We start from the raw sequence: 12,316 nt of genomic DNA on the forward strand, positions 1-12,316 counted from the left end.
ATGCTTAGGCGCGATCGGTGGCAGGGAAGGTGATGACGGCACGGGCGACTTCGCCGCGCTCCACCGCCTCGCATGCCTCGTTGATCTCGTCGAGAGGAATGGTCTTCGAGACCAGGTCGTCCAGGTTGTAGCGGCCCTGGCGGTAGAGATCCACGTACATCGGGATGTCGTGGTAGAAGTTCGACGAACCCAGCCACGACCCTCGTACGCCCTGCTGGTGCGGGAGGAGCACGGTGTCGGCCGGCGAGATGCGCAGCGGCAGTTCGGCGCCGCCTGCGGTCGCACCGACCAGGTACACGGTGCCGTCGAAGCCGAGGACGTTGACGGCGGCGTCGGCGACGGCGGTGACGCCGACCATGACGAACGCATGGTCGACACCTTCTCCGCCGGTCAGCTCGCGAACGGCCTGGACGACATCGGTATCGCTGGAGTTGATGACGTCCGACGCACCGAAGTGCTTGGCGAGATCGAGCTTGCTGTCTTGCACATCGATCCCGATGATGCGGGTAGCCCCGGCGAGGGAGGCTGACTGGAGGGCATTCAGCCCCACCCCTCCACAGCCGAAGACCGCGACCGTCTCACCGGGCCGAACCTTCGCGACGTTGAAGATCGCGCCGCCGCCAGTAACGACGGCACATCCGATGATCGACGCCTGTTCGAACGGCATGGCTTTATCGATGGCGACCAGCTGGTTCTCGTGGATGAGCGCCTGCTCGGCAAACCCACCCAGGCCTTGCAGCTGGCCGATCGATCCTAGCTCGTCGTGGATCCGGGCCGGCTGCTCGTCGGTGCGTCCGAGCGCACCAGGATTGCGGCACGCCCACAGTTTGCCTTGCAGGCAGCCGCGGCATCCGCCGCACGGCTGCAGGGCAGCACCGACGACGTGGTCTCCGACCTTGAGCCGCGTGACCAGCGGGCCGACAGCGGCCACGACGCCGGCGATCTCGTGGCCGAGCAGGATGGGCATGTCGAAATTCATTCCGCCGGTCTGCTGGACATAGATGTCGCTGTGGCAGACTCCCGAGGCGCGAACGTCGACGAGTACCTCGTGGTCGATCGGCTGCGCGATCTCGACCTCGGTTACGTCGAACGCCTGGCCGACGCCTCGAATCACAGCTGCGCGCATGCTATTCCGCTTCTCTTCATTGAACTCGGACGAGATGAGATCGTTCCGGCGCGGATCACGGGACCACGTCGGGGTATTGCCCTGTGAACAGCCTGCAAGTCAAACTCTAGATTGTCAACTATCTTTTTTTTCAGACAGCGGTACCCTGATGTCCGCAGGGGCAGGCATGCCGAGCGCGCGCAGAAGGGGAGAGGCACTAGGCGCCCTCTCGAGGTGTTCGACCGCAGCCACGATCGCCTCCGCGCGAGTGGCGCCGACGACCGGATCTGCTAACGATCGGAACTTCCGCACGAGCGCCGTCCAGCGTTCCCCGAGTCGATCGGGCGGAGTGGGGGCGTTTACGTCGACCTCGACGGTGAGCCAGGTCCCGTCGCAACGCTCTACCGACACCACGGCCGATCGCACCTCGTCGGAGCGCGGCTCGACCCGCACCCGATCCATCGTCTCCGCCAGCGCGGGATCGCCCAGTCGCTCCTCGGTGAACGCGGCTTCGCTGAGGTCGCCCGACGACAGTGCCAGGGCGGCCACGAAACGCAGGCTGAATTTTCCTTCCAGCGGAGTCCTCGGGTGCTCGATGTTACACACGCGTAGATGACCCGGCGGAACGATGAGACGGATCGACTGCACGTCGTCGACCTCGAGCCCCTCCCCTCGGAGCGCGAGCACTCCTTCTATCGCGGAGTGGGTGAGATAGCACGCCGCATGGTATTTGAATAGCACGTCGTTGACGGCGAGCGAGGTGCGGTCCCAGGCGGCCGGACGTCCGGACTCCTCCGACTGCGTGTCGCGGAAACCTTGCAACGAGCCGAGCACGTCGGTGTCGGCCTCGACGCCCGCGGCAGCCCACGTCACAGCACGCACGCCGTTCTGGGCGGCAACGCCCACCTGGAGCGGCTTCGCCATAGTGCCGAACATGGATTTCAAGCCCGATGCCTGTGCGCCTGCGAGGCCGAAAGCATGGCACCAGGCGTCGACCGGAAGAGCAAGTAGCTGCGCGCCGGCAGCGGCCGCACCAAAAGCGCCGACGGTTGCCGTGGTGTGGAAGCCACGCGCGTAGTGGGATGGCGACATCAGCCGCCCGATGAGAGCCTCGGTCTCAAATCCCACCACGAAGGCGCGGATGACTTCGGCCCCGGTGACCGCTGATCCTTCGGCCACTGCGAGCAGCGCAGGCAGCATCGGCGCCGAGGGATGCCCTTCCATCGCGGCGCTCACGTCGTCGAAGTCGAGCGCGTGCGCGGCGGTCCCGTTGATCAGCGCCGCCTGCGAGCGCGAGACCCGCTCGCCCGTTCCCCACACACCGGCGACGGGAACGGCTCCCTCGTTCAAGCTCGCCGCTCGTAGGCGCATGACCACCGGCTCCCGAGACCCGCCGATGGCGGCTCCAAGCGTGTCGAGGATGCAGTGGGCGGCCGCGGCGACGGTGTCGGCATCCAGGTGGTCGATCGCGCGCACGCGATCGATTACCTGCTGGGTGATCGTCGGCGAGCCCGCCGGGGCACTCACGCGTCGTTCCCCGAGGCGAGGCTTGGACGCCTTCGCACCAGTGCGATGCGATCCCCCTCGAACACGATCTTGCCCGCCTGATTGCGTCCCCAGTGTCGGAATTCGACGATTCCCGCGTCCTCATCTTCATCAGCCGGCCGGGTAGCGAGCACCTCTGTGAACGCCTCGATCGTGTCGCCGTGATGCACGGGTGCACGGAATCGAAGCCGTGACCATCCCAACTCCGAGATGGCATGCTCGGCAGTGTCCTGCGAAACCAGGCCGTACACCAGCGAGGCGGTGGCAAGCCCGAAGACGACACGGCCGTCCCCGAGCGGCGATCCGACGAGGTAGTGGTCGTTGAAGTGCGCCTGAGCGGTGTTCATCACCTGCTTCGCGGGTCCGCTCCCCTCGAGCTCGCCCACGGTCGCGGCGCGATAGTGCCGCATCCGTTGCCCCTGCTGGAAGTCCTCGAACCAGCCCGCGTCGTCCACAAGGTGGTCGAACTCGCTTTCACGCGTCATCTGCATTTCCGTCTCTGTTCGCTTCCTGCGCGGCTGGTGCGAGCGATTGCCCTCGCCATCGCGCGAGGATCTGCGCCGGGTCGTCTTCGCCGAGCAGCGGCCCACGCGTCGGAGTGGCCGACGGAGTCCGGCTGAACTTGATCGGCACTCCCGCGATCGTGACCGGGCGATCACTGCCGGGCTGTTCGACGTCGACTAGCATCTCGCGGACGCGAGCGTGTTCATCTTTGAAGATGTCGGATGCGGTATTCACCGGTCCGATCGGTACTTTGCCACCCAGAAGTGCGACGACCTCGGCGGTTGCGTGCCTTCCCAGCCAATCCCCGAGCACCTGACGCGTGGCGACGACATTCACGGTGCGCGCAGCGTTGTTGACGAAGCGCGGGTCGTCCGCCAGCTCGGGAACGCCCATCGCCTCGGTAAGGATGCGCCAGTGCTTGTCGCTCGGAGCAGCAACGGCCAACCACCCATCCGAGGTTTGCATGATGTCGAAGGGGGCGAGGAGTGGATGCCCGTTGCCCATCGGCTCTGGGTCGATTCCCAGATACGAGTGCTGGTACACGACGCGTTCGCACAAGGCGAGAACCGCGTCGTACATTGCGACATCGACGAACTGACCCTGACCGGTGTGCTCGGCGTGGCGCACAGCGGCGACGACGCCGAGTGCCAGCAGGGCACCCGGAAAGATGTCGCCTATACCGGGCCCCGACTTCAGTGGCGGGCCGCCGAGCGGACCGGTGATCGCCGCGAAGCCGCCCATCGCCTGCGCAACGATGTCGAACGCCGGCCACGTTTCGTACGGGCTGGCGCCCGAGCGGGCGTCGCCGAAGCCACGAAGTGCCGCGTAGACCAGGCGTGGGTTGATCGCCGCGAGCACCTCGTACGACAGTCCTAGGCGCTCCATCACACCGGTCGAGAAGTTCTCTACAACGACGTCTGCTTCGCCGACGAGCTCCCGGAACAGCGCGGCGTCGTCGGCGGCCTTCAGATCGAGCACGATGCTGCCCTTGCCCCGATTGACCGACTGGAAGTAGCCCCCCAGTGCCTCGGCGGGGTCGCCGGGACGGAACGGTCCGAGTGCACGTGTTCGATCGCCCTCCGTTGGCTCGATCTTGATGACGTCGGCTCCGAGGTCGGCGAGGAGCATAGTGGTGAAAGGGCCGGCTAGCATCGCTGTGAGATCCAGCACCCGCACACCCGCGAGCGGTCCCCGCGCGAGGTCGCTCGTCATGCCAGCACGCCGCACTGGCGGGCGCGGACGAGCACCGCCTCGAAGATACGCGCCGTGGCGGCATCGATCATCATGCCCTGAAAGGATGCCGCTCCCAACCCGGCGGCCTCGGCCTCGCGGACGGCTTCGACGGCGGCCGTCGCCCGCTCGATTTCGGCGGTAGTGGGCGCAAACACATCGTTCGCGATGGAGATCTGGCTGGGGTGAATTGCCCATTTTCCGGCGGCGCCCAGCGTTGCCGCCCACGAAGCCTCGCGCCGGTACCCATCGGGGTTGGTGATGGCGCCGAAAGGACCATCGATCGCGTCGAGGCCATGCGCGCGCGCTGCGACGGTGACGCGATTGCGCGCGTAGTGCCAGACGTCGCCCGGGTATCCGTAGTCACCCTCGGCCGCCGCTCCAATGTGCCCTAGCCGGATACCCTGGCTCGCGGACAGATCGCCGACGCCAAGAATCAGCGCCTCAAGCCGGTCGGAGCTGCCCGCGATCTCCTCAACACGTGCGAGCGCCTCGGTCTCTTCGATGAGTACCTCTATGCCGATTCCGCCGACTTCGAGGCCGTGCCAGGTCTCGAGCTGCGTCAGTAGGTCGTCTACGAACCAAACGTCGCGAGGCGCGAGGACCTTTGGGATGATGATGACATCGAGGTTGTGGCCGGCCGCAGAGACGATGTCGACAACATCGCCATGGCACCACTGCGTGCTGACCGGATTGATACGCACCGCACGGGTCTTGGAACCCCAGTCAAGGTCGTTCAGACCGTCAATGATGTTCGAGCGGGCGGCAACCTTTTGGGCGGCGACCACTGAGTCTTCGAGGTCGAGGAACACCAGATCCGCCTCGCTGCCCGCGGCCTTGGCAATCATCTTCGTACTGTGGCCGGGGGTGGACAGTTCACTTCGACGCAAGCGGCTCTGAGTCATGAGCGATTCCTTCTGCTTTCGGTGTCGAGTCGCCTCGCGCGGCGATCATGTTTGTGCGGACGAACTGAATGACCTGTTCGCCTCGCTGGTTGACTCCGGTTGTTAGCCAGGTGACTATGCCAACGCCTGGTTTGCTGTCCGAAGTGCGCATGTCGGTGACGCGCGACCACGCAGTGAGGGTGTCCCCGGGGTAGACAGACACACCGAAGGTGCAGTCGTCGATGCCGAGGAAGGGCCCACCGCTCTCGCTGAGATCCTCCACCGAGAGCCCGATGGTCGTGCTGAGGACGAGCATCGGGTTTATGAGGGTGTCTGGGTGCCCGTGGGCGCGGGCGTACTCGACGTTCAGATGCAACGGCAACCACGCGCAGGTAGCCACGCAATAGCCCACATTGTCGGCCTGTGTCAGGGTGCGTCCCCAATGGTGACGCCATGTCTGCCCGATCGCGAAATCCTCGTACTTGTTTCCCCGTGCAACGCGGGGGAACGAGTCTAGGTCGGGCGCGTCGGCAACTTCTCGTCGCTGAGCCTGCATAGTGCAATCATGACGGATTTTTTATGTTTGTCAACGAACAAATTTTGTCGGCAGCCCGGACAGCGTGTCAGACTGCCCGCGGCGACAGCGCCGTTCTCCCGGCAACGAGGCCGGAGATTATCGGAGGGAACACGATGCTCGAGGTGAAGGCCAACGGATTCGGTGGGCCGGAGGTTTTGACGGTGCACGAGGTGCCGGAGCGGGCGCCGGGCGCAGGCGAGGTGGCTATCCGCGTCGCCGGATGCGGCGTGAATCCGACCGACACGATGCGGCGGAAAGGCGCACCGGGATGGCACGTGTCCGAGCCCTCGGAGCCCTTCGGGCTCGGCATGGATCTCGCCGGCGTCGTGGAGGCAGTCGGCGAGGGCGTAAGCGCATTCCGCCCCGGTGACCCCGTAATGGCCATGGTCGTGCCGAGCGTCGAGCACGGCGCCTACGCCGAGCGCGTGGTGGTTTCCGCCCATCAGGTCGCCCGCGCGCCAAAGGGGGTGGATCTGATTCAGGCCGCCACCGTTCCGATGAACGGCCTGACTGCCCTCCTCGCGCTTGAGGCCGTAAACCTGCCGGCGGGGGCGACGCTCGCCGTCACCGGCGCTGCCGGAACCCTTGGCAGCTATGCCATCCAGATCGCCAAGGCTCGCGGGCTGCGTATCATCGCCGACAGCTCTCCGGCCGACGAGGAGCGTCTGCGCGAGATGGGCGCGGATCACATCGTGCCACGCGGGCCGGATGTCGCCACCGAGATCCGCCGCATCGCTCCCAGCGGGGTCGCTGGGCTCCTCGACGCCTCCGTCCAGGGAGCCGGAGTGCTTCCCGCCGTCGCCGATGGCGGCACCGTCGTGGTAGTCAGGCCCGGCGCCCAGCCCGACGAGCGCGTGCGGACGGTGTTCGTGATCGTCTCCCATGCGTTGGACCGCGTCGGCTGGCTGGAGGAACTGAGCGCGATGGTGGATGACGGAACATTGACGCCGCACGTGGCCCACACGTTCGGCCTGGCCGAAGCACCCGAGGCCCACCGCATAGTCGAAGCGGGCGGATTACGGGGCAGAATCGTTCTGGTTCCATGACCCTCGAGTGAGAAAAGAAATTTGCGTGTAGACAAACTATGATTCGAGACGGACAATGCAGAAGGCGGGTGAGCTCACCTGGGCCCCATCCGCTTGCTGCTACCCATCACCGCGTCTGACCGGCGTAGCAACATGATCGACGACAACCAGCCACTACGACGCTGTGGCACGCTGACCCGCCAGGGAGTTCCCGAATGCCCAAAGTCACCTTCCGCATCGCGGACACCGACAGCCGCACAATCGACGCACCCGACGGGACCAGCGTGATGCTGGTCGCCGTTCAGGCGGGGATCCCCGGCATCGTCGGCGAGTGTGGGGGTGACATGTCGTGCGCGACGTGCCACGTGTACGTAGAGGACCAGACGGGCTTCAAGAAGCGCTCGGCCGACGAGGAGGACCTCCTCGAGTTGTCGGACGACCTGCGCGAGACCAGCCGCCTCAGCTGTCAGTTGAAACTCTCGGCCGCAACGCCCGAGGTTGAGGTCGAGGTGCCCCCGCATGACTGAGCACGAGTTCGACGTCCTGATCATCGGAGCAGGGCACGCGGGCGTGCAGGTGGCCGCCACGCTGGTTGCGCGATCCTTCACCGGCACGATCGCCCTACTCTCGGCCGAGTCGTCTGCACCGTACGAGCGCCCACCGTTGACCAAGGGCTACCTGAAGGGCGAGGTGAGCATGGAGGAGCTGATTCTGCGCCCCGCCGCTTTCTGGCGGGAATCAAGCGCCAAGCTGTTCCTCGATCAGACCGTCCTGTCGCTCGACCCTGTCGAGCACCTGGTCGAGACGCAGTCGGGCAATCGGTTCCGTTACTCCACTCTCGTCTGGGCCGCCGGCGCCGCACCGTTCCGGATTCCTGTACCCGGATCCGACCTGCCCGGCGTACACGTCCTGCGTTCGTTGGACGATGCCGTGGGCTTCCGCGACGCCGTCGGCCCCGGCACGCGTGTCGCGGTGATCGGCGGCGGCTACATCGGCCTCGAGGCAGCCAGTGCCGGTATGGGGCGGGGCGCGCAGGTCACGGTCATCGAGGCGCAGCCGCGGCTCCTGTCGCGCGTGACCGGCTCCGATGTCGCGGATCGCATCCTCGCCGAGCACCGTCGTCAGGGCGTCGTTGTGGAGCTGGGTGCCGGAGTCACGGCGATCGGCGAACGCGACGGGCGCGCGGCGAGCGTCATGCTGAGCGACGGCCGAGAGCTGCCTGCCGATATCGTGTTAATGGCGGTGGGTGTGCGTCCGAACGTCGAGGCGCTCGCCGCAGCCGGCGCCGTCTGCAGCAACGGTGTGGAGGTAGACGTTCGCGCCCGCACAAGCCTGCAGGACGTCTACGCTGCCGGTGACTGCACGTTCTTCCCAGTCGGCGGCGACGAGCGCATTCGGCTCGAGTCGCTTCAGAACGCCGTCGAGCAGGGGGAGCTGGTGGCTGGCGACATCCTCGGCGACAAGCGCGAGTACTCGCTCCAGCCCTACTTCTGGTCACACCAGTACGACCTGAAGATCAAGACCGTCGGTCTCTTCACTGGGCATGACGAGGCGATCATGCGCGAGGGTGCCCGCGACGACTCGTTCTCGGTCGTCTACCTGCGCGAGGGACGCGTGTGCGCCGTCGACAGCGTGAACGCGATGAAGGACTATGTCGATGCGCGCTCCATCGTCGGCGGGCACGTCGACACGGCGGTCGTCCGTGACCCATCACGACGCCTGCGGGAGGCTCTCATCGACGAGGCCGCGGCCAACGGCGACGCACCACCGGCGTCATGATCGCGCCCAAGGTTGCCGTCGGCACGCTCCGCTGGCGCGTGCGTCGGAGCTTCCAGGAGTACATCCGCGCGCTGCCCGACGGCGCCATGATCGTGTCAGAGGGCGCCGAGGCGACCGATGACGGCGCGTTCGTCCTACCGGCCGATCCCGGCGCCTCGGTGTCGAACGATAACGAGCGCGTCTTCGCCTACCGCGGAAGCGTATCCTTCCACGGGCACAGTGGCATTTTACGCGTCGTGCTGCGCGACCCGGAGGTGCGTGTGGCGGCCGACGGCAGCGGCTCGGTCACTACGCGCAGCGCGGGCGCGGCGCCGCGTATCACCGTTGCCCGCTTCGCGTCGAGCTCCGCAGACACCCAAGGCGTCTCGATTCCCCGCCCTCGGCTGACGGCGGCGGGGGTGGCGTGGCTCGGAGACGTGTACGCCCCCGGCGACGCACTGGATCCGATTACCCTCGTCGGCGGTTAGCCTCGCGGCGCGTTCCACTCCGCGATGAGCGCGTCGAGGTCGGACGCGAATGCGGGCGGGGCCGCCGGTTCGTCGAGCTGCGTGCGGGAGAACCGCGGTGAAGGCTGCGGCTGGACGATGCCGTTCTGCTCCTTGACGATGCCGCGCTCCAGCAGGTGCGGATGATCACGCGCCTCCTTGAACGACAGCACCGGGCTCACGCACGCGTCGATCTGGTCGAACACCTCGGTCCACTGCGCGCGCGTGCGCGTGCGGAAGGCCGCATCGATCGCCGCGCGCAGGACGGGCCACCCGGCCACGTCGCGTTGCGCCGGGAGCTCGGCGGAGTCGAGACCCAGACCTTCGAGCATGCGCCGATAGAACTGCGGCTCGACCGCGCCCACCGCCATGTAGCGGCCGTCGCCGCACTCATACGTGTCGTAATACGGTGCGCCGCCGTCCAGGATGTTGCTTCCGCGCTCGTCGTGCCACGCGCCGCCGCCGTACATCGACCACAGCATGTGCGCGAGCATGCTCGCGCCGTCGACCATCGCCGCGTCGACGACCTGCCCGAAGCCCGAGCGATCGCGCTCGTAGAGCGCGGCGAGGATCCCCGCCAGCAGGAACATCGACCCGCCGCCGTAGTCGCCGATGAGATTCAGCGGCACGACCGGCTTCTCGTCGGCGCGGCCGACGGCGTGGAGGATGCCCGACACCGCGATGTAGTTGATGTCGTGCCCGGCCTTTTCGGCGAGCGGACCATCTTGGCCCCAGCCCGTCATCCGCCCGTACACGACGCGCGGATTGACCGCGAGGCACACGTCGGGTCCGACACCCAGGCGTTCGGCGACGCCAGGGCGGTTGCCCTCGATGAACACGTCGGCGCCCGCCACGAGTGCGAGCACACGCGCTCTGTCGGCGTCCGACTTCATATCGGCGGTGACGGTGCGACGACCGCGCAGCTGCTGATCGCGTCCCTGCGGCCCGAGTCCGAAGGGCGCGCCGGCGCGCTCCACGCGGACGACATCCGCACCGAGGTCGGCGAGAATCATGGCGGCGTGCGGACCCGGCCCGATGCTCGCGAGCTCCACTACCCGCAGCCCTGTCAATGGACCCGTCATCGTCCGACCTCCCGGAAACGTCCCTTGCGCGGATTGACCGCGAGGTGGCTCATGCACTGATCGAGGAAGAGTGAAAGGGTGCGGGCGGGGTCGGTGGTTTCAGGATCGAGCTTCCACAGATAGGCGACACCCCGCAGCTGTGCGACGATCGCCGTAGCCTGCTCGTCGGCATCAACGTCGGATCTGATCGATCCATCGAGTATGCCGCGGCGAATGGTGGCTGCAATTCCCGCACGCATCCGCCGGTGAAATGTCACGAAACGCTCCCTCAACTCGGGCACGGGTCCGAGCGCCTCAAACAGGAGTGCGTAGAGCACGAGGAGCGAGTGTGGCGTCTTGCGATACGAGTCCTGAATACCGGTCAGGAGCGTGTGCAACCCCTGAATGCCTGGGAGCGCCTCTGCCTCCGGCTCGATCTTCTCGAGGCTCCAGCGAACCGCGATCTCGTCGACCAGTGCCTCGAGCAACTTTGCCTTACTGCCGAAGCGGGCCGTTGCAAGGCTGCGGCTGTAGCCCGCGCGCTCGCCGACCATCGCGAGGGTCATGGCCTGATAGCCGTTCTCAGCGATAAGCTCGCCAGCCGCGCGGGTGAGAGCTCGCGTAGAGCGCTGCGAGCGCACCTCATGACCATTGAGTGTCTCTTGCGGCATCGCAGTAGCCGCCCCGTTCGCTGTGCGATGTGCGGCAGTGGTCGCGGCCATGCCGGCCCGGTCTGTCGTCATTTCAGCGGAAAGGCGTCGGCGGAAGCAGTCGGTCGGAGATCAGTCGCAGCATGATCTCCGACGTGCCTTCGAAGATCTTCGTCAGACGGGCGTCTCGCCAGTAGCGCTCGATGGGGAAGTCAGTCGTGTATCCGGCACCGCCGTGAATTTGCAGCGCGTCTGAGGTGACGGTTTCTGCCATCTCCGTCGCGGCGTACTTCAGCATTGCGGCTTTGGTCTCGGACAACACGCCCTCGTCGGCGTCTGCAGCGGTTTCGTACAGCAGGGCGCGGCAAGTATCGACGGCGGTGGCCATCGTGGCTATCCGGAACCGGGTTGCCTGGAAATCACCGATGGGGTGACCGAATTGCTCGCGTTGCTGTACGTACTTGATGGAATCCTCGAGCGCGCCGCGCGCCAGACCGATTGCACGAGCAGCGGTGTGGATCCGCGGCACGAGCATTCCTTCGGCGACGCGCTTGAACCCGCGATCCTCTTGCCCCGGCACCGGTTCGAAGCCGATGAGCCCGTCGTCTGGCACAAAGCATCCGTCGAAAGACAACTCATACGTGTGCCAACCGTGGTAGCCGATCTTCCGAACGGGTGTTCCCTCGACCCCTTCGGGGAAGGCGTCACGATCCTTGTACAGGATGAACCTGCGGATGCCTTCGTGCCGATGAGCTGGATCGAATGGTGTCGTCCGCGCTACGATGACGATGCCGTCGGCCTGGTCCGCAAACGTGCACCACATCTTCTGCCCGGTGATGCGCCATCCGCCGTCCACTTTGTCAGCGCGGGTGCGGATGGACGCGATGTCGGAGCCGGCGCCCGGTTCCGACATAGCGAACGCGCCCAGCCACTCGCCGCGAGCGGCGAGCGGGAGAATTCGATCGCGGTGCGATGGGTCAAGACCGGCCGCCACCCCCGATCGTGTAATGATGCTGGCGACGCTCATCCAGGCACGGGACAACTCTTCAGTGATGAGCGCATATTCGAACACGCCGAGTCCCAGACCGCCGTACTCTTCGGGGATGAGTATGCCGAAGAACCCGAGCTCGGCCATCTCGGCGCGCAGCTCTAGAGGGATTATGCCCCGCTGCGGATCCAGTTCGTTGGCCACGGGCAGGACCTGGCTCATAGCGAACTCACGAGCCATGCTCTGGATGGCCTCGCGTTCATCAGTGCGATATGCGCGAGGTATGGGCGGACGCGGATCTACGAGTGTGCGATGAACCATCAGAACCTCTTAATACTAGTTAGCCAACAATCTAACCTACGGGCGATGCCGCAGCAAGGAGGGAACCACCCGAGGTCGCGCTCGCCGGCCCCGGGGATTGCCGTTACGATCTCGGAGAAATGCGTGCGCGACGGGATCGCGAGAGTGCCCCCCAGGCGAGTA

At 66.2% G+C, this 12,316-nt stretch carries 13 protein-coding genes; 4 read left to right on the forward strand and 9 right to left on the reverse strand.

What is annotated here, in order from left to right:
- Nucleotides 1-4: 4 nt before the first annotated feature.
- The 6 genes from RS82_RS11615 to RS82_RS11640 all read right to left on the reverse strand — a co-directional run bounded on the left by RS82_RS11615 (nucleotide 5) and on the right by RS82_RS11640 (nucleotide 5,824).
- Nucleotides 5-1,126: a Zn-dependent alcohol dehydrogenase gene (locus RS82_RS11615; RefSeq protein WP_045299542.1), complete on the reverse strand. Its 1,122-nt coding sequence runs from the start codon at nucleotides 1,124-1,126 to the stop codon at nucleotides 5-7.
- Between the two features lie 114 nt (nucleotides 1,127-1,240).
- On the reverse strand, nucleotides 1,241-2,632 hold the full coding sequence (locus tag RS82_RS11620) for an MmgE/PrpD family protein (RefSeq protein WP_052676802.1): 1,392 nt from the start codon (nucleotides 2,630-2,632) through the stop codon (nucleotides 1,241-1,243).
- Nucleotides 2,629-3,240 carry a MaoC family dehydratase gene (locus RS82_RS11625; protein WP_342666937.1) on the reverse strand — a complete coding sequence of 204 codons (612 nt, stop codon included), beginning with the start codon at nucleotides 3,238-3,240 and terminating at the stop codon, nucleotides 2,629-2,631. Before RS82_RS11625 ends, RS82_RS11620 begins: the two co-directional genes overlap by 4 nt.
- Complete coding sequence (locus RS82_RS11630; RefSeq protein ID WP_045299544.1) at nucleotides 3,125-4,366, reverse strand: CaiB/BaiF CoA transferase family protein; 1,242 nt, start codon at nucleotides 4,364-4,366, stop codon at nucleotides 3,125-3,127. The genes RS82_RS11625 and RS82_RS11630 overlap by 116 nt, the downstream gene beginning before the upstream one ends.
- Nucleotides 4,363-5,289: an HpcH/HpaI aldolase/citrate lyase family protein gene (locus tag RS82_RS11635; protein WP_045299545.1), complete on the reverse strand. Its 927-nt coding sequence runs from the start codon at nucleotides 5,287-5,289 to the stop codon at nucleotides 4,363-4,365. The genes RS82_RS11630 and RS82_RS11635 overlap by 4 nt, the downstream gene beginning before the upstream one ends.
- Nucleotides 5,261-5,824 (reverse strand): MaoC family dehydratase, encoded by a 564-nt coding sequence (locus RS82_RS11640; protein ID WP_045299546.1) that lies wholly within the window; start codon nucleotides 5,822-5,824, stop codon nucleotides 5,261-5,263. Before RS82_RS11640 ends, RS82_RS11635 begins: the two co-directional genes overlap by 29 nt.
- Nucleotides 5,825-5,958: 134 nt before the next feature.
- On the opposite strand from RS82_RS11640, the gene RS82_RS11645 reads away from it, so the two are divergent.
- From RS82_RS11645 to RS82_RS11660, 4 genes are all read left to right on the forward strand, one after another.
- Entirely contained in the window at nucleotides 5,959-6,891 is a 933-nt protein-coding gene (locus RS82_RS11645) for a quinone oxidoreductase family protein (RefSeq protein ID WP_045299547.1), read from the forward strand.
- A gap of 194 nt (nucleotides 6,892-7,085) precedes the next feature.
- Nucleotides 7,086-7,397 (forward strand): 2Fe-2S iron-sulfur cluster-binding protein, encoded by a 312-nt coding sequence (locus RS82_RS11650; RefSeq protein ID WP_045299549.1) that lies wholly within the window; start codon nucleotides 7,086-7,088, stop codon nucleotides 7,395-7,397.
- Nucleotides 7,390-8,649, forward strand: coding sequence for an NAD(P)/FAD-dependent oxidoreductase (locus RS82_RS11655; RefSeq protein ID WP_045299551.1), 1,260 nt, complete (start codon nucleotides 7,390-7,392; stop codon nucleotides 8,647-8,649). Before RS82_RS11650 ends, RS82_RS11655 begins: the two co-directional genes overlap by 8 nt.
- Entirely contained in the window at nucleotides 8,646-9,116 is a 471-nt protein-coding gene (locus tag RS82_RS11660) for an HtaA domain-containing protein (RefSeq protein WP_045299553.1), read from the forward strand. Before RS82_RS11655 ends, RS82_RS11660 begins: the two co-directional genes overlap by 4 nt.
- On the opposite strand, the gene RS82_RS11665 is transcribed toward RS82_RS11660, so the two are convergent.
- The 3 genes from RS82_RS11665 to RS82_RS11675 are packed head-to-tail and all read right to left on the reverse strand — an operon-like array spanning nucleotide 9,113 to nucleotide 12,154.
- Nucleotides 9,113-10,216, reverse strand: a complete 1,104-nt coding sequence (locus RS82_RS11665) for a CaiB/BaiF CoA transferase family protein (protein ID WP_045299555.1) — start codon at nucleotides 10,214-10,216, stop codon at nucleotides 9,113-9,115. The two genes, RS82_RS11660 and RS82_RS11665, sit on opposite strands and share 4 nt — an antisense overlap.
- Complete coding sequence (locus RS82_RS11670; RefSeq protein ID WP_169748696.1) at nucleotides 10,213-10,917, reverse strand: TetR/AcrR family transcriptional regulator; 705 nt, start codon at nucleotides 10,915-10,917, stop codon at nucleotides 10,213-10,215. Before RS82_RS11670 ends, RS82_RS11665 begins: the two co-directional genes overlap by 4 nt.
- Before the next feature lie 22 nt (nucleotides 10,918-10,939).
- On the reverse strand, nucleotides 10,940-12,154 hold the full coding sequence (locus RS82_RS11675) for an acyl-CoA dehydrogenase family protein (protein WP_045299558.1): 1,215 nt from the start codon (nucleotides 12,152-12,154) through the stop codon (nucleotides 10,940-10,942).
- Nucleotides 12,155-12,316: the final 162 nt, after the last annotated feature.

The organism is Microbacterium trichothecenolyticum (assembly GCF_000956465.1).
Classification (GTDB): domain Bacteria; phylum Actinomycetota; class Actinomycetes; order Actinomycetales; family Microbacteriaceae; genus Microbacterium; species Microbacterium trichothecenolyticum.

What these genes read in the sequence shown, in the direction of transcription:
- RS82_RS11615 (WP_045299542.1), bottom strand. Translation starts at nt 1,126, where the DNA reads ATGCGCGCAGCTGTGATTCGAGGCGTCGGCCAGGCGTTCGACGTAACC.
- RS82_RS11630 (WP_045299544.1), bottom strand. Translation starts at nt 4,366, where the DNA reads ATGACGAGCGACCTCGCGCGGGGACCGCTCGCGGGTGTGCGGGTGCTG.
- RS82_RS11635 (WP_045299545.1), bottom strand. Translation starts at nt 5,289, where the DNA reads ATGACTCAGAGCCGCTTGCGTCGAAGTGAACTGTCCACCCCCGGCCAC.
- RS82_RS11640 (WP_045299546.1), bottom strand. Translation starts at nt 5,824, where the DNA reads ATGCAGGCTCAGCGACGAGAAGTTGCCGACGCGCCCGACCTAGACTCG.
- RS82_RS11645 (WP_045299547.1), top strand. Translation starts at nt 5,959, where the DNA reads ATGCTCGAGGTGAAGGCCAACGGATTCGGTGGGCCGGAGGTTTTGACG.
- RS82_RS11650 (WP_045299549.1), top strand. Translation starts at nt 7,086, where the DNA reads ATGCCCAAAGTCACCTTCCGCATCGCGGACACCGACAGCCGCACAATC.
- RS82_RS11655 (WP_045299551.1), top strand. Translation starts at nt 7,390, where the DNA reads ATGACTGAGCACGAGTTCGACGTCCTGATCATCGGAGCAGGGCACGCG.
- RS82_RS11660 (WP_045299553.1), top strand. Translation starts at nt 8,646, where the DNA reads ATGATCGCGCCCAAGGTTGCCGTCGGCACGCTCCGCTGGCGCGTGCGT.
- RS82_RS11665 (WP_045299555.1), bottom strand. Translation starts at nt 10,216, where the DNA reads ATGACGGGTCCATTGACAGGGCTGCGGGTAGTGGAGCTCGCGAGCATC.
- RS82_RS11670 (WP_169748696.1), bottom strand. Translation starts at nt 10,917, where the DNA reads ATGGCCGCGACCACTGCCGCACATCGCACAGCGAACGGGGCGGCTACT.
- RS82_RS11675 (WP_045299558.1), bottom strand. Translation starts at nt 12,154, where the DNA reads ATGGTTCATCGCACACTCGTAGATCCGCGTCCGCCCATACCTCGCGCA.